The sequence below is a fragment of the Trinickia sp. genome, from assembly GCF_051954495.1.
In the GTDB taxonomy this organism is placed as follows: Bacteria; Pseudomonadota; Gammaproteobacteria; order Burkholderiales; family Burkholderiaceae; genus Trinickia.
In genome coordinates, this window is the sequence record NZ_JBQCHR010000161.1 from 1 (window position 1) to 15,986 (window position 15,986).

Here is a 15,986-nt window from a genome sequence, read left to right on the forward strand (position 1 = left end):
GCGACGCAGACGGCATGACCGCTCGCCCGATGGCCGATCGCGATGCCCTTGACGAGCATTTCCGCGCCGGAAAGCCGAGGCGCGAGTACCAACTGAAGAATGCGCATGGTGTCGTTGCCCCGAGCCGAACTGCTCGAGCGCCATCGGAACCGTACCGCACCGCCCCCTGCCCCCGTGCGCCATCGTCTAGTCGTCTTCGGACGCGGCTCGCTGTTTGGGCGCGCCGAATCCGACGCTCATTTATCGCCGAATGTTCTAACGATATCGCGGAATGTTCTAAAGGATGCGGCGGCCGCGGCTTACAATCGCTCCCTCATCCGCGCTGATCCACCCTCATCCACCGTCCTCCAGCCCCGGCCGCTCGACCATCCCTATCGCACGATGCATTTGCCCCACATCAACCTCCTGTACTCCGCGTCCGGCCTAGGCGTCGGCTTTCTCGTCGGCTTGACGGGCGTGGGCGGCGGGTCGTTGATGACGCCATTGCTCGTGCTGCTCTTCGGGGTGCACCCGGCCACCGCGGTGGGAACGGATCTGCTCTACGCCGCCGTCACGAAGGCAACGGGCACGCTCGTGCATGGGCTCAAGGGTTCGGTCGACTGGCGCATCACCGGCCGGCTCGCCGCCGGCAGCGTCCCCGCGGCGATCGTCACACTATGGCTGCTGCATCGCTTCGGCATGCATTCGAGCGCGGCCACGTCGCTGATTCAGCACGTGCTCGGCACGGCGCTCTTGATCACCTCGGTGGCGCTGATCTTCCGGCCCCAGCTTGCCAAGTTTGCGGCAGGCCGCGGCCCGCGATCCATGAGCCCCACGCGCACCGCGCTCCTCACGGCGCTCACGGGCGCCGTGCTCGGCGCGCTCGTGTCGCTCACCTCGGTCGGCGCCGGCGCCATCGGCGTAACTGTTTTGCTGCTGCTTTACCCCCTGCTGCCTACATCGCGCATCGTCGGCTCCGATATCGCACATGCGGTGCCCCTCACGCTGGTCGCGGGCATGGGCCACTGGATGCTTGGCTCGGTCGATGGCGCCATGCTCGTCTCGCTGCTGATCGGCTCGCTGCCCGGCATCGCACTCGGCAGTCATCTGTCCGCACGCTCGCCCGAGGCGCTGCTGCGCAATCTGCTCGCGGCGGTGCTCGTGCTCGTCGGCGTGCGGCTCGTCTGGGCGTAGCGCCGGGGGGCGGGACGACCGAACCGCCCCCGCCCCTTCCGGCGCGCCTTTCCCTACCGGCTAAGACGCGCGCTAGTTCGCCATGCCCGGCGGATGCTGCCGGTTCAGCACGCGCATCAACGCCGAGCGGTTCGCCATCACGGTGTCGTAGAAACCCGCCAAGTCGCCCTTCATCGCCGTACGGGACGGATCGTCGAGGTAGATCATGTGGCCTGACGGATAGCGCCGCGTGAGGATGTTCGACTGCAACGACGGATCGATCGGCATGCTCGCGAGCGTGAGCGCCGTTTGGAAGAACGGCGTGACCGCGTCGTAGTAGCCGTTGGCCGAGAACACTTTCAGATCCGGGTTCAGCGTCATCGTCGCGGCCAAGTCGCCGGCCGTGTAGAGCGTGTTGCCCCCGCCCTTGGCGGCCCCCGTCGGATCGACGTGACTGAAGTCCCAGTTGTTGAAGACCTGATCGTTCAGATCGACGAACGAGGACGTCGACGTGTATTTCAAGCCGTTGTGCAGGTAATCGTTCCACTCGACCGTATAAACGCCGGCCACATTCGTGATCGAAGGGTCGTTGCCGCCCGCGTTCGGCAGGATGAACGGGCCGATGCCCGTATTGATCGATGTCGCGCGGCCGTCGTACTGACCGATGGCGGTCCCCGGCACGAGCGTGCCGAAGAAGTTGCCGAAGCCGGCCGGGTTGCCGTATTCCTGAATCAGCGTGATCGGATCGACGCCCAGGTACTGCTGCATCTGCTGAGCGACGGGCAGCGTCATGTTCAACCGCGTATTGACGAAGCCGCCGTCCCCGGGGTTGGGCGCCTGCGCGAGCGGCATCAGCGTATTGGTCGCATAGTTCATGACTTGCTGCATATAGGTGGGCAAGTCGGTAGGCGGCGGAAAGATGCTGTCCTTCTTGTAGTAGTACGCATCGGCCGCAAGCGTCGGGAATAAGCCGATGGCGCTGACCGCGTTCGAGTAGTCGAGAATCGACGATTGCAGCGTGATCCCGTTCAGCTCGATGCCGTCTTCGTGCAGCACCCACGAAACGACTGCACTGCGCGCCGTGCCGTACGATTCGCCGAACAGAAACTTCGGCGAATTCCAGCGGTTGTACATCGTCAAGTAGCGCTGGATGAAGCGATCGATGGAGCGCGCGTCTTGGTCGACGCCCCAGAAGTCCTTGTTCTTGAACGGCGCGATGGCCGCCGAGTAGCCCGTGCCCACGGGATTGATGAAGACGAGGTCGGAGTGGTCGAGCAGGCTGTCGGGGTTGTCGAGCAACTTGTACGGCGCGGGGGGCGTGAAGTTCGGGAACGACGATTGAATGCGCTTGGGCCCAAACGAGCCGAGCAGCAGATAGACCGACGACGAGCCGGGGCCGCCGTTATAGAAGAACGTCACGGGGCGCGGTTTGGTGGGATCGGGATTGTCCGCCGTATAGGCGACGTAGAACATCTTCGCGTTCGGCTGCGACGTCGAGGCGTCGATCGTGGTCAGATGGCCCGCGCGCGCCGTATAGGCGATCGTCTTTCCACCGATCGTCACCGAATGGTGAGAAATGGCGACGGCCTCCTTCGCGTCGGCCACCGAATCGTTCGGCCCGGCGCCGTAGACGTCGTTGTCGTTCAACGCCACGTCGGCGGGCGGCGTGGCGGAAGTCGGCGCCGAGGTCGCGGCCGAATTGGCGGCCGCGCCGCCGTTCGTCGACGAACCGTCGCCACCGCCGCAACCGGCGAGTACGATGGCGGCAAACGCCGCGGCCGCGAACGGCGCCGCCTTGCTTCTCGATAGCCACATGTTTTTCATGATTGTTATCACCTTTATGGAAAATTCACTTTGAATACCACCGCCTGAAACACACGTTTTCGGCGACGCTTTTCGCGTAGCCGCCGAGCATTCAGACTGAAGCCGCACGGCGACTCGCAACCCAATACGATTTCGAGCAAAAGAGATATCGAACGGCGAGATGCCGCGAAATAACGCAGGCAATACGGCACCGCGAAGCACTAAGCCCCGTAGTTATTCCGACACCGATCGTTCAAGGACCGTGAAGCCGATCGCCTCACATCGAATAACGCATATGCACACCGTCACACGCGCATACGCGTAATCGACCGTTATATTTCGCCGCCAAAAATATCCCAAGAAAATCGAAAATAATTAACGGCGATTCATTCGAGGCATTCGTCGAATTTCATCATAAATCGATATACTGATTTGTCATTCTCGCGCATATCGATTCATTTCGATTCTTTCAAATTGATTATTCTCGATCGAAGAAGCGATGCATTGACGCTATGCGCATGCCGTTGCACGACATTTCGCATGCTCGACGTTCGGCGCCGGTCAGCGCGGCTTCACCGCCCGGTAGACCATCCACAGGCCCGCGACCGCGAGCCCGGCGGTCATCCCCCATGCAATGCCGATCACGCCCCACGCATGCAATGAGACCGGTACGACCGCGAACAACACGACGACTTGCATCGCCGAAGCTTGCGCCGCCGTACGCGCATCGCCCCGCGCACGCAGATAAGCGACCAGCACGGCGATCAAGGAGCCGAGCGCCATGTTGACGACGAAGACGCGAAAGAGCGGCACGGCCGACATCCACTGCGGTCCCAGCACGAGCGCGAACAACGGCGCCGCCAGCGCGCGCAGCACGAGCACGATGAGCACGACGGCGCATGCGCCGAGGGCGAGCCATCGCTTGAAAAGCCGTGCCGCTTGGGCGGCGTCGGCGCGATGATGGGCGGCGAACGTCGGAAACAGATACTGCGACAGCGCGAGCGCCGCATCGGCGAGCAGCATCTGCGCGAGTCGAGACGACATTTGATAGGCGCCAAGCTGGGCCGGCCCGAGCATCTTGCCGACGACGACCTTGTCGAATTGATTGAGGACGAGGTTGACGACGCTGCCGGCCCAGATCCAGCGCGAGAACCCGAGGTAGTGGCCGATGCCCGACCAGCGCGGCGCGAGCGGCGGGCGGTGCGCCAAGACGGCCCATGTCAGCGCGCTTTTGATCGCTTCGCCGCACAACATGCCGATGAGGACCGAGGACGCACCCGCGCCCGTAAGGGCCAATGTCAGGCCCACACAGCAATCGGCCAGCGCCGCGCCCACTTCGATGGCCGCTAGGCGCGAGAAGCGGCGCTCGCGCTGCGCGACGTAATAGCCCGGCGAAGCGCAACCGCGCACGAGCGGCAATATCGCCGCCATCTGCAGCAGCCACGCGCCGCCCAAATGGAATTGGCCCGCCATGAACGGCGCCAGCGCGAGCAGCACGAGCGCGACGCCTGCCCCGCGCGCGACCAGCGTCGTAAAAACCGCGCCGAGTTCGTCACGCGTAGGGGTGTCCTTGCCTTGGACGACGGCTTGCGCGAGCCCCGTGTCGGACAACGATTCGGCGATCGCGACCGCCAACAGCGCCACACTGACGCTGCCGATCGCCGCCGGCCCGAGGATGCGGCCGATCGCCAAGAACTTGACCGCAACGAGCCCGCGCACGGCCACTTGCTGCGCAAGCACCCACGTCGCGGCGTTCGGCGCGAGAGACGCGCGCAGCGACGACGCGGCGAACCGCATCGATCGCGCTCTGTGCTCCGGCAAGGTGTTCACATTGGCAGGGCGAGGTAAAACGGCAAATGGACCGCGAAACAAAGTAACGCGTCGATGCCGCCGAGAAACGCCATGTGATAGCGACGATCCGCCAGACCCGCGCGCGCGGCGCGCCCTGGCGGAAACGCGCGAGACATTGGCGGCGCACGCCTAGTCGCCGGTGCTACCGTTTTCGCGATCGATGCCACGAGGCGCGGCGAACGCCGACGCGAAGCACACCGCCATGCCGGCGCCCTTTTCCCGTCCTTCCCTGCCGTCGACCATGCCGCATACGCCGCCCTCGTCATACTCGCCGCTCCACACGAAAGTGCTCGTCATCGAGCCGAACTTCACCGGGCATCGCTGGCGTTACGCGCAATGGGCCGCGCAAGCCTATGCCGAGGCGGGTCGACCCTGCTTGATCGCCACGGCGCCTTGCAACGAAGACCACCGTCTCGCGCGCGAGATCGTGGCCGCGCGCCACCCCGATCTCGAAGTCGCGTTCGTCGACGATCCGCCGCCCGCGCGCGGCATCGCGGCCCGCATCGAGCGCGTCCCCTACGTGCGCTATCACCGCTATTTCGAACACGTCTACCGCGTCGCACGCGAGCTCGTACGCGATCGAGTGGGTCTTGTCGTCGTCCCTTACGTCGACTACTTTCTCTACGCCGTGCCGTTTCTCGGCTCGCCCTTCGGTGACACGCCGTGGATCGGCATCACGATGCGTTCGACGTTTCATCATCGCTCGGTCGGCATCAAAGCGCCCGACCGTCCGCTCGTCGACATCGTGAAGGCGCAACTGTTTCGCCGCGCCGTCGGCGCACGCGGGCTGCGCACGCTGCTCTCGATCGATCCGACGCTGCCCGAATGGACGGAGCGCGCACTGCCGGCTCGGCACGCCGCGATCAGCTATCTCGCGGACCCATTCCCCGACGCGCGCGCCGATGAGCCGGCGGCGGCGCGCGCGCGGCTCGGCTTCGCACCCGGGCCGCATCTGCTCGTCTATGGGTCGATCACCGAACGCAAGGGCATTCGCGAACTCGTCGCCGCGCTCGAGCGCATGGAGCGGGCCCCCACCCTCGTCGTGGCAGGCGAGCAAGACGCCGATACCCGCGCGTTCTTGAGCGAACACGCGCCGCACTTGACGCCGCCACCCATCGTCGTCGATCGATTCATCCCGAACGACCTCGAGTTCGATCTGTTTTCCGCCTGCGATGCCGTGTGGCTTGGCTATAACGGCCACTACGGCATGAGCGGCGTACTCGTGCAGGCCTATCGGTTCGACAAAACGGTGATTGCGACGTCGGAAGGATTGATCGGATGGTTCTGCGCGAGCGGGGCACTCGGCCCGGTGCTCGACGATCTGTCGGAAGCGGCCATTGCGCGGGCCGTCGCCCAAGCTTTCGACGGTTCGCCTAGAACAGCTCGGTCGCAGACCAGCGGACATCAAGCGCTGCTTGCGCGCAACACGCTCGACGCATTCAAGCGCACGCTGCGCGAGGCGTCGACGGCGGAGGGCGTACGCGTCTAGGACTGGGCTGTACGCATCGAGCCCGTGGCCGGCGCGCTCGTGTCTCGCAGAGCCGGAAACAACGCGTTTCGTAGACGCAGGAACGGAAACTCGATGGCTCGCGTCGTCACGTAGCCGACACCGATCGCGATCGCCGATTGCAAGGCGAGCGCGGCGGCCCAGATCACTAGGCGCGGCACGCCCGCTCCCGTGGCCTTGGCGATGAATGCGTCGCCCGGCGCGAGCGCCAGCGAATGCCAGAGATAGATTCCGTACGAATAGACGCCCACCCATGCCACCGCGCGGAACCACCACGTATGGCGTATTGCGGCGGCATGCTCGAGCATGAGGACGATCAGCGCGACGAAGCCGATCGATTGAATCGTATAGCCGATGCTTTCATCGAGCGCGTAGTGCGGCGTCGCTAAGCCGAGCCATGCGGCAAGGCCGGCGACGAGCGCGACGAGCAGCCAAGTTTGACGCGCGAAACGTCGATACAGATCGGGGAGCATCCAGTAGACGACAGCGAGCATCACGCCGGCCAGCAAGCTGTCGATCCGGTATTGCGTATAGCCGAAGGCAGCGTCCAGGCGCCCTTGTGCGACCGCAACCGAGCGCATCGCCAATACGCTCAGGCAAACGAGGCCCAGCAACGCGAGTATCCCGCGCGCGCCCAGACGCCACCGCGCGAATAGCAGCAGCACGGCTGGCAGAAACAGATAAAAGTGCTCCTCGACCGCCAAGCTCCACGTTTGTGAAATCGAGGTGCCGAGGTAGTTCTGCAGGTGCGTGAGATTCTGAACGAGAAAGGTGTCGAGCGGATGCCGCCGTACGATCGCATGAAACGCGATGAGCACGTAATAGGCCGGCCAAATCTTAAAGATCCGTCTGACGATGAAGCGCCGCGCATCGATTGCGCCGCGTTCGGCGTATTGCTTCAGCAGCAGCCCGCCGACGAGAAACCCGCTCAGCGTGAAGAAGAGATTGACGCCCTCTCGACCGAAATGCGTAAACGGATATTGGGCGATGGAAACGATCGTCAGCCCCGGATCGACCGAGCGAAAGTGATACCCCATCACGGCGAGAATCGCGATCCCACGCAGGAAATCGAGTTCGATCGACCGATTGCGCACGAGGGCTTTGGCCCCTCCGAACGGATTCTTGATCATCGTCGGTTCCTTCCCCGTGGCCGCCGTCGATTCGGCCCTTCGATCTTCGGTCGAGCGGTGCAGATGCATCCGCCAATATCGCGGCGGCAGCCGACAACATGCGCGGCGCCCATGATCGCGGCACGGCCCTTGCCGGACGACGCCGCATGCGGCCACGCGTCGACCCGTCCCCGTCCGCCGAACGCTAGTCGGGCGCCGCCAGCCGACGCTTTCCGCACCCAGGCGAGCGGTATAGTCGGCTCGTGAATCGGGCCTGTGACGAACGACGGGCCACCCCTCGCCAACGAATGGAAACCGCTCCGTCATGTTAGAGGCGCAATACCGATTCGCATTGGGGGTGCGTCAAGCGACGCGCAATCCCTATGCGCACTTGTGGATCTGGCTATTCGTCTTCCCGCTCGCCATGGACTACAAGGCGGCGGCGACGGGCGACAGCCATGTCGCGCAAATTCTGCTGACGATCCCAACGCTCGGCGCGGGCGTCATTCTCGCGCTGATCGGCCCGCGCTTTCGCGACCGCTCGCCGCTGCGCGCCGCGCTGAGCCTCTCGCTGATACTGGCCGTACCGGCGAGCCTCGTTACAGAGTGGATCGAAGCAAACACCGTGGGGCACTACCTGCGCGTATTGCTGCCCTTCGCGTTGTTTCAACTCGGGTTCATCGCGGCTTGCAGACCGTGGCAGGAAGCGCGCATCGAACAGTTCGAGAAGGCGCTGTTCTGGGGCAACGTCGTGAGCCTCGCCTTTACCTGCCTCTATGGGCTCATGGTCGCAGGTCCGCTCGCGGAGGTCCGCTATCGGATCGTCTCCGTGACCTTCCTAGGCTTGCAAGGCGTCTTGCTGCACGAGTTCGTCATCGCCAAACGCTTTACCGCTCTCACGCTTGCGCTGTTCATGGCGACCATCGTCATCGAACTGTTGAGCGTGACCCGCTCGCTGCTGGTCGGCACTGCGTTGCTGTTTGCGCTGGCGGTGTGGATGAGCGCCGCGGGGTCGCACTACCTTGCACACGCGACGCTGCGCGCGGCGCTGGGCGCCGCACTGCTCGGCGCGATGGCCGTGGGCGCCGCGTCGTGCTTTCCCGACGTCACCGAGCACTGGGTGCAGCGCATCGAGTTCGCGAAAGACGCCACGCGGACCGGCGAAGACCCGACGACGATCACCCGCCTGGCCGAAATGCGCGATCAATACGACCAAACCGTCGACTCGTTCGGTTCGTTGCTGTTCGGCAAGGGCTATGGCCACGCGTACGGCTATTCCCCCGCCTTCTTGCCCGACGTCGCGGGACAAATCAGCAAGAAGGATTATTTTGAGCAGCGCGACTGGGCCGCGGGACATAACTTCTGGGTCTATCAGTTCTTCGCCGGCGGCCTGCTCTTCGGCCTGGCCTTTCCCCTCGCGCTGCTTTATGCGCTAGCACGTTGCGCGCTCGCGTACCGACGCTGGCGCATCGATGCGCCCGACGCACCTCAGTTGCCCGTGCTGGGCCGCGCCATCCTGCTCACGGCTGCGCTGCCCGCCACCTCCGTGGGCGGCAATCCGCTCGGCCCGCGCTTTTCCGGGCTCGTATTCGGCGTGTCGCTCGGGCTGATGGTGGCCATGCATGCGCAGCTGTCTCGGCGCGCGGCCGCCGCGAACGCACCGGCCCTCGCACCGCGCGCTCACGCGCCGCCGCCCAAGCTCGAAGCCCTCGACGCGCCATGAAGCTCCTCAACGTATTGCCCACGCTCGACCCCGCCGCCGGCGGCCCGGTCGAAGGCATGCGTCAAAGCGCGCTCGCTTTGGCCGCGATGGGACATCACGTCGAAGCGGCGACGCTCGACGATCCGCGCGCGCCGTTCCTCACGGCGGCGCCGTTGCCCGTGGCCCCGCTAGGGCCGGCGCGCGGCAGATACGGCTATGCTCCGCAGGCGCTCGGCTGGCTGCGCACGCATGCCCCGCGCTTCGACGCGATCGTCGTGCATGGCCTTTGGCAATATCCCGGCTTCGCAACGCGTCAAGCATTGCGCGCGCTCGACGTACCGTATTACGTGTTTGCACACGGCATGCTCGATCCGTGGTTCAAGCAAACGTACCCGCTAAAGCATGCGAAGAAGTGGCTCTATTGGCCGTGGGGCGAATATCGCGTGCTGCGCGATGCCCGGGCCGTCCTCTTCACGACCGACGAAGAGCGGCTTCTGGCGCGGCAATCGTTCTGGCTCTACCGCGTGCGCGAACGCGTCGTTTCGTTCGGTGCGGCCGCGCCGCCAGGCGACGCGGCGCGCCTGCGAGCCGCGTTCTTGGCGGCGTACCCGTCGCTGTCGGGGCAACGGATACTGCTTTTTCTCGGTCGGCTTCATCCGAAGAAAGGATGCGACATCGTGCTGCACGCCTTTGCACAGGTTGCGCAGAGCGACCCGACGTTGCATCTCGCGTTCGCCGGCGCGGGCGATGACGACACGATCTCGCAGCTTCACGCCCTCGCCGCCCGGCTAGGCATCGCCGGACGCGTCACGTGGACGGGCCTGCTGCAAAACGATCTGAAGTGGGGAGCGCTCGCCGCGAGCGACGCCTTCGTCTTGCCGTCGCATCAGGAGAACTTCGGCGTGGCCGTCGTCGAAGCGCTCGCGAGCGGCACGCCCGTGCTGATCTCCGACAAGATCAATATCTGGCGCGAGATCGCGGCCGATCGCGCCGGCTTCGTCGCATCGGACACCGTCTCCGGCGCGCTCGCCAATCTGCGCCGATGGCTGGCGCTCGACGCAAGTTCACAGGCCCGCATGCGCATGCAGGCGCGCGACGCGTTCGCCGCGCGCTTCACGGTCGATGCGCACGCCCGGCGGCTGCTACAGGTGCTCGAGGAAGATCGCGACGCCACCTGTCGGGCGAACGCCGCGGCCGCGCCGCGCGCCGCCGCCTGAGTCGACGCGCCGTTCGGTCAACGCCGCCGCGCGCCGTCGGGCAACGGGTGTTTGACGATGCGGGCAAGGACCGAAGCGAACGGCAGCGCTGCCGCGAGCGGCGCGGCAACACGGTCCGCTCCTACGTCCGATGGCGCCTTGGAAGCGACGAACGCATCGGGCGTATGCAGCGACTGCACGAGATGACCGGCAAGTCTTAGCGCAAGCGCGGCGATCGTAATCGTCGGGAAATTCGCGCCCACCGTCGGGAACACCGAACTGCCGGCGACGAACAGATTGTCGATGCCGAACACCTTGCAGTCGCGATCCACGACCCCTTCACGCGGCGAATCGTGCATGCGCGTCGTGCCCATGTGATGCCACGTCCCTTCAAGCGTCTCGGGCCACGCGCGGCCCTCTAGCGGTGCATCGAGTTCCACCTGGCCGACGCCGCTTCGGCGCAATTCCTCCGCCATCAACGCGAACGTGCGATCGAACGTGCGCTGCGCGAGTTCGGTGAGCCGCCATGCGACTTTGACGCGCGGCATGCCGAGCCTGTCGCGCTGCTCGCTCAACGTGACGCGGCTGTCGCGATTGGGCTGCGCTTCTACGATCGCCTGCAGCTTGACGTCGCGGATCAGCGAGCGCGGCTGCAGCAGCCGCGTCAGGCCGAAGCCGGCCGTATCGAGCGGATGCGCCAGCATGGTCGCGAGATCCTCGCTAAAGCGCCAGCCCGGCTGATCCTTGCGTAGCAATGCCTGCTTGCAGCGGATCAACGCCTCGGCGCCTTCGCTGCCTTCGCCGTAAAACAGCGAGAAAAACCACACGCGCGAATTCAGCAGGCGTTCACGGCGCAGCATCTCGGGCGTCAGCGCGAACTGCGACGAGATGGGCGTGCCGTGCGCGGCGACCGCGGCGTTTTGATAGTGATACTTGATGTCGTAGAGCTTGTTGCGCGACCACGCTTTCGAGAATCGAACGCTCCCCGACATGATGCGCGGATGATCCATGAAATACCGGCCGACGTTGTCGAACGCGTTACCCAAACCCTCGGCCTGCACCCGATTCGACGCGAGGAGCAGCCGCGCGTTTTCGATCCCCCCCGCGGCAAGCACGAAGCGTTTGGCCGTGACGGTCATGCGCCGCCCCGTCAACGTCGCCACCTGCACGCGCGCCACGTGGGCCGCATCGGCATCGGTATCGATGTGCACGACGTTCGCGTGCAAAAACACGCGAATGTGCGGCGAGCGTTCGAGGTCTCCCCGATAGAGCTTGCCGAACCGGGCGGGCGGACTGAACTGCGCGATCGTATCGCGCACGTGCCCCGTGACGAGCGGAATGCGCTTGACGTCGGCGCGCCCGATCGATCGTTCCCAAAACGCAGGGTCGAACTCGTTGGGGCCGAGCTTGAGCAGCGCGTGCGTGCGTGCGTAGTGTGGTGCGAGTTCGTCGAGCCCGAACGGCCAGCCGCTGCCCGGCACCCAATCGCGCGCCTCGAAATCCCAAGGATCGAGCGGCCTGCACCAGCCGCCCCAGCAGTTGCTGCTGCCGCCGAGATAGCGGCTGCGGCTGCCGTCGGCAAACGCATACGGCAACCCGACGTTCTCGCCGCGATAGAGATCGCGCGTATCGTCGTCGGGCCGATACCCGCCGCTCTCGAGCAAGCAGGTGTCGATGCCGCAACGATCGAGTTCGAGCGCGAGCGTAATGCCGGCGACACCCGCGCCGACGATACATACCGTCGTTTCGATTTCCCGACCTTCGTCGATGCCCCGCGTATCGATGAACATGACTTCTCCGTTCCTTCTTTCCGCTTATCTTCGGGCCGCCGTGCCGCATCCATCCGACAACATCACGGCGCGTTTCGCCATGGCCGCGCGAGCTTGCATTCGCCTTGCATGGGCGAACGAATGCGGGCGCTCGGACACGCGTGTTTCGTTTTCGGCGAACGTTTCAGGAAGGAAATCGACGGCGAATGAAACGGCACGGATTGCCGCCGTAGACGCCGCCCGGCGCGAGCGAACGATGCACGACCGAGAGCGGTGTGACGAGCGCCGAGCGTCCGATGCGTACGCCCATTTGCACGACGCATTTGGAGGTGATCCAGACGCCGTCTTCGATGACGATCGGCGCCACGCGCAAATCCATCGTGGTGGCCGCTTCGTGCGAGCCGGTCGTCAGAAACGCGCCCTGCGAAATGCACACGTGCGAGCCAATGAGGAGCGGCGCTTGGTTGTAAAGCCAGACGTCCACGCCGAACCAGCAGTGATCGCCGACCTCCAGATTCCAAGGCGCCTTGACCCGCAGCGGGTGCGGGAAGCGGCAGCCCTCGCCGATCTTCGCGCCGAATAGACGCATCAATGCCACGCGTAAAGCGGAACTCGGATTGAGCTTGTTGTTGACGACGCATGCTTCCAGCACGAACCATAGCGCTTGTACGAGCCAAGCGCGTTTGGCCACGTAATTGCCCTTTCCGGCTTGACTCAGATCGATGACGGGCACGAGCGGGCGGTCCATAGCGGTTCGCAATACGACGACAGGTTGGCTGCCTGGGATGCCGACGATTATCCCGCGCTATAGGTCCCGCCTCGCGCTCCGGCATGAGCCGATGGCGGAGCGAACCGGTGTTTTGGCGGAGCGAGCAGCAGCGTGAGCGAGAGCATGCAAACGTGCCGATGCGTACAATGGAGGCCCGCGTGAATCTCGGATTTCGATGCCTGCGTGCGGCGCTGCTCGCGGCTTTACCGGCCTTCGTCGCCCCTGTCGGGGCGCAAGCGCAGCAATTCATGGGTGAGCGAGCCCCAAACAACGCGGCGGACCAGCGCCTAGCCCCTGAAGATCGCGATGCGGCCGCCCGCGCCGCCGCGGATCGGCTCGGAGGGATCGGCGGCGATCCTGAGGCATTGCTCGGCGCACCGGCGGCGCTCGACGATCCGTATCGCTCGGCGTACGACGCGGCAGGACGCGAGGGCTCGGCCTTGCGAAACACGCAACGCGTACCGCGTGGGGCGCTGGCGAACGAAGGATACGGGCCGAAGCCCGCGGCGCGAGGAAACGGAAAAGCTAAGGCGCCGCCCGATCTGGCCGCCAACGACGACCCGGGCGAAGCAAAAGCGAACAAAGCCGATCCGGGCGCTCAAACGCCGATGGGGTCGGCGCTGTCGATTTACCACGGGCCCGGCGATGTCGGGAAAGCCGCGGGGCAGGTGTACAAGATGCCTTGGTAACGCCTATGGGCGAGCCGGCTCCTGCCGGTACGTTGCGTCGCGGCATGCCTGCAACGTCGCTTCCAGCTTGGTCATGATCGCTGCGGGCGAAAGCGCGGTCACCGCGTAGTGTCTCGCCGCCTGTCCAAGCCGCGCGCGCATGACTTCGTCGTCCGCCAACGTTTCGATCGCAAAAGCCAGCGCCGCGCCGTTTTCAGGTTGGACCACGGCGCCGCGCCCCGCGAGCGCCTCGCAAAGCTGTGTGCCCTCGCGCGCCATGGCGACGATAGCGCGGCCGCTCGCCATCATTCCAGTCAGTTTCGACGGCATGACGAGATCGGCTGCGTCGGCGCGCTGCGGCAACACGTGGATATCGGCGAGATTGAGCAGTTCGTTGAGCCGCTCGGCCGGCTGCAGACCGATCATGACGCAGTTCGTCAACCGCTCGCATTCGCGCGCCAGCGTCTGTCGCCAGAGCCCATCGCCGCAAAACACGAATCGGATATCGGCGCGCGATTCGAGCAGCGCGGCCGCCGTCAACACATGTTCGAGTCCTTGCTTCGCGCCCATGTTTCCGGCATAGAGCACGACCTTGTCATGCTCTCCGATACTCAACTCTCGCCGGTACGCGCTTGCACGATCGAGCGGGTGGATCGCTTCGACATCGACCCAATTCGGCAGGCAAAGGGCGCGCGACGGATCCACGCCAAGCGCCGACAACTTTTGAACCATGCGCTCCGAGATCGACGACACGATATCGAACCGATGCAGCACAGCACGCTCGAAGGCATGGGCGGCGCGCTCGGCATAGCGCTGTTCCAGCAAGCCCAGTCCAAACGCCGCATCCACCTCGAAGTCCTGTACGTGCAGCCACGACTTGGCCCCCGTCGCGCGTGCGAGCGTCAGCGCCGCCGGTGCGCATAGCAAGGTAGGCGCGATAGACATGACGATATCGGGCCGCCAGCGCCACTGCGCCAGCACCGGCAGCATGGAGGTCAAGGCGAACGAGGCCAAATGCGCCACACGTGTCGCCCCGCCCGGATGCGACGGCACCCACAGCGGTGCACGGCGCACCGCGACGCCGCCGCGAAGCTCACGCGCATAACGCCACGCCGACCAGCCGGCCGCCACGCGCCACGCCGGATAATACGGCGGCGCGCACACCACGCGCACCTCGTGCCCGCGCGAAGCCAGCATCTCGGCCATCTCCGCCGTGTACTTGCCGGTGCCCGTCAGTTCCGGCGCATAGTTCAAACCGTAGATGAGCAGCTTCATTGCCGAGCACCGCGCGCACGCGCCGCGGCTTGATCGTCGGTCGGCTCTCGCAGCATCGTCGCGCAGCCGCGCTCGATGTTCGTCGCGGCGGCGCGCGGATCGAAACGCGCGATGCGCGCCATGCAGGCGCGCGCCGTCTGCCCAACGTCGCGAAAGCGCGATGTCGCTTCAAGTAACGCTTGCGCAAGCGCGTCGACGTCGCCGGCGGGAAACGACAGGCCCGTTTCGCCTTCCACGATGAGCTCAGGCATGCACCCGCAACGGTCGCTGACGACGGCCGGGCACCCGTGACTCAACGCCTCGTTGACCACGAGCCCCCAAGGCTCGCTATAACTCGGCAGCACGAGGCAAGTTGCGCCGAAGTACTCGTTCGACAACGGTTCGTCCTGCAGGCTGCCGACGAATTGCACGGCATCGCCGAAGTGCAGCGTGTGGGCTCGCGCGTGCAGCGCATCGTGCTGCGGCCCCGTTCCGACGATCCGCAACGTGGCGTTCGGTCGCGACTTTCGCACGCGCGCGAACGCATCGAGCAGCGTGCCAATCGCCTTTTCTTCCGACAGCCTGCCGACATAGAGAAACACAGGAGCCTCGTCGAGGCGCGCGGACGATCTGGCAGCCAGCGCGCGCTCGGCCGAGAACGTACGCGGCAGCGCGGCGGCTTGGCACGGTACGAAAATTCGATCGCGCTTCGCGCCGAGCGACATCAGGTACTCCCGGCTGCGTTCGCCGAAACCGAAGTAGCCGTCGCAGAGCGAGAAAAAGATCCGCTTGGGTATCGACGTGACGAGCCGGCGCGGCCGGTCGAACGCGGTGGAATCGCAAAACACGGCGCGCCGCTTGCGTGTGACGATGCATGCCGCCAGCATCGCCCAATACTCCGGCCGGTGGTACCCGGGCAACACGACAAGCTCCGATTTCGTCTGCAGCACTTCCGTCGTGAGCCGGGCGATCATCTTCCAGGTCGGCACGTCCTCGTAGCACCCGTCGAACAGTTTGCGCATCGGGTAGCGATGAAACGAATAGTCGACCTCGGAAAAACCGATCCGGTCGGTCTCCGTATCGGCAATCTGCACCATCGCATAGCGGATCGTGCCCGCCGCCGACAAGTTGTGGAGCGCGGAAAACACCGCCCCCTTGTGGCGCGACCAGACGACGTTATGAAAAATCGTCACTGTGGCTGTCATG

Annotated in this window: 12 protein-coding genes and 1 pseudogene; 5 read left to right on the forward strand and 8 right to left on the reverse strand. The window is 65.1% G+C overall.

Translation table 11 applies throughout. The features are described 5' to 3' along the window. Window positions 1–107, reverse strand: a pseudogene (locus ACTHNR_RS22055) (glycosyltransferase family 1 protein); the annotation flags it as partial. Window positions 108–381: 274 nt separating this feature from the next. On the opposite strand from ACTHNR_RS22055, the gene ACTHNR_RS22060 reads away from it, so the two are divergent. Beyond that, entirely contained in the window at window positions 382–1,173 is a 792-nt protein-coding gene (locus tag ACTHNR_RS22060) for a sulfite exporter TauE/SafE family protein (RefSeq protein WP_440550117.1), read from the forward strand. Between the two features lie 72 nt (window positions 1,174–1,245). On the opposite strand, the gene ACTHNR_RS22065 is transcribed toward ACTHNR_RS22060, so the two are convergent. Together ACTHNR_RS22065 and ACTHNR_RS22070 are read right to left on the reverse strand one after the other, a co-directional pair. After that, window positions 1,246–2,976: a S10 family peptidase gene (locus ACTHNR_RS22065; RefSeq protein ID WP_440550119.1), complete on the reverse strand. Its 1,731-nt coding sequence runs from the start codon at window positions 2,974–2,976 to the stop codon at window positions 1,246–1,248. Between the two features lie 540 nt (window positions 2,977–3,516). Beyond that, the gene (locus ACTHNR_RS22070; RefSeq protein ID WP_440550122.1) at window positions 3,517–4,752 is read right to left on the reverse strand and encodes an oligosaccharide flippase family protein; all 1,236 of its coding nucleotides are present in this window, start codon (window positions 4,750–4,752) and stop codon (window positions 3,517–3,519) included. A 295-nt stretch (window positions 4,753–5,047) separates the two neighbouring features. Here ACTHNR_RS22070 and ACTHNR_RS22075 point away from each other — a divergent pair, with 295 nt between their 5' ends. Next, window positions 5,048–6,295, forward strand: coding sequence for a glycosyltransferase (locus tag ACTHNR_RS22075; protein WP_440550251.1), 1,248 nt, complete (start codon window positions 5,048–5,050; stop codon window positions 6,293–6,295). Here ACTHNR_RS22075 and ACTHNR_RS22080 read toward each other — a convergent pair. Then, complete coding sequence (locus ACTHNR_RS22080; protein WP_440550125.1) at window positions 6,292–7,443, reverse strand: acyltransferase family protein; 1,152 nt, start codon at window positions 7,441–7,443, stop codon at window positions 6,292–6,294. The genes ACTHNR_RS22075 and ACTHNR_RS22080 overlap by 4 nt on opposite strands. A 304-nt stretch (window positions 7,444–7,747) precedes the next feature. On the opposite strand from ACTHNR_RS22080, the gene ACTHNR_RS22085 reads away from it, so the two are divergent. Both ACTHNR_RS22085 and ACTHNR_RS22090 read left to right on the forward strand, forming a co-directional pair. Continuing rightward, the gene (locus ACTHNR_RS22085) at window positions 7,748–9,145 is read left to right on the forward strand and encodes a hypothetical protein (RefSeq protein WP_440550128.1); all 1,398 of its coding nucleotides are present in this window, start codon (window positions 7,748–7,750) and stop codon (window positions 9,143–9,145) included. Further along, window positions 9,142–10,341 (forward strand): glycosyltransferase, encoded by a 1,200-nt coding sequence (locus tag ACTHNR_RS22090; protein WP_440550131.1) that lies wholly within the window; start codon window positions 9,142–9,144, stop codon window positions 10,339–10,341. The genes ACTHNR_RS22085 and ACTHNR_RS22090 overlap by 4 nt, the downstream gene beginning before the upstream one ends. A gap of 17 nt (window positions 10,342–10,358) precedes the next feature. Here the strand turns inward: ACTHNR_RS22090 and ACTHNR_RS22095 are convergent, their stop codons facing one another. Then, window positions 10,359–12,110, reverse strand: a complete 1,752-nt coding sequence (locus ACTHNR_RS22095) for an FAD-dependent oxidoreductase (RefSeq protein WP_440550133.1) — start codon at window positions 12,108–12,110, stop codon at window positions 10,359–10,361. Between the two features lie 163 nt (window positions 12,111–12,273). Beyond that, window positions 12,274–12,837 carry a putative colanic acid biosynthesis acetyltransferase gene (locus ACTHNR_RS22100; RefSeq protein ID WP_440550136.1) on the reverse strand — a complete coding sequence of 188 codons (564 nt, stop codon included), beginning with the start codon at window positions 12,835–12,837 and terminating at the stop codon, window positions 12,274–12,276. A gap of 179 nt (window positions 12,838–13,016) precedes the next feature. Here ACTHNR_RS22100 and ACTHNR_RS22105 point away from each other — a divergent pair, with 179 nt between their 5' ends. Next, window positions 13,017–13,547, forward strand: a complete 531-nt coding sequence (locus tag ACTHNR_RS22105) for a hypothetical protein (protein ID WP_440550139.1) — start codon at window positions 13,017–13,019, stop codon at window positions 13,545–13,547. Between the two features lie 3 nt (window positions 13,548–13,550). On the opposite strand, the gene ACTHNR_RS22110 is transcribed toward ACTHNR_RS22105, so the two are convergent. After that, complete coding sequence (locus ACTHNR_RS22110) at window positions 13,551–14,801, reverse strand: glycosyltransferase WbuB (protein WP_440550142.1); 1,251 nt, start codon at window positions 14,799–14,801, stop codon at window positions 13,551–13,553. Beyond that, window positions 14,798–15,985 carry a glycosyltransferase family 4 protein gene (locus ACTHNR_RS22115; protein ID WP_440550145.1) on the reverse strand — a complete coding sequence of 396 codons (1,188 nt, stop codon included), beginning with the start codon at window positions 15,983–15,985 and terminating at the stop codon, window positions 14,798–14,800. Before ACTHNR_RS22115 ends, ACTHNR_RS22110 begins: the two co-directional genes overlap by 4 nt. Window position 15,986 lies beyond the last annotated feature (1 nt).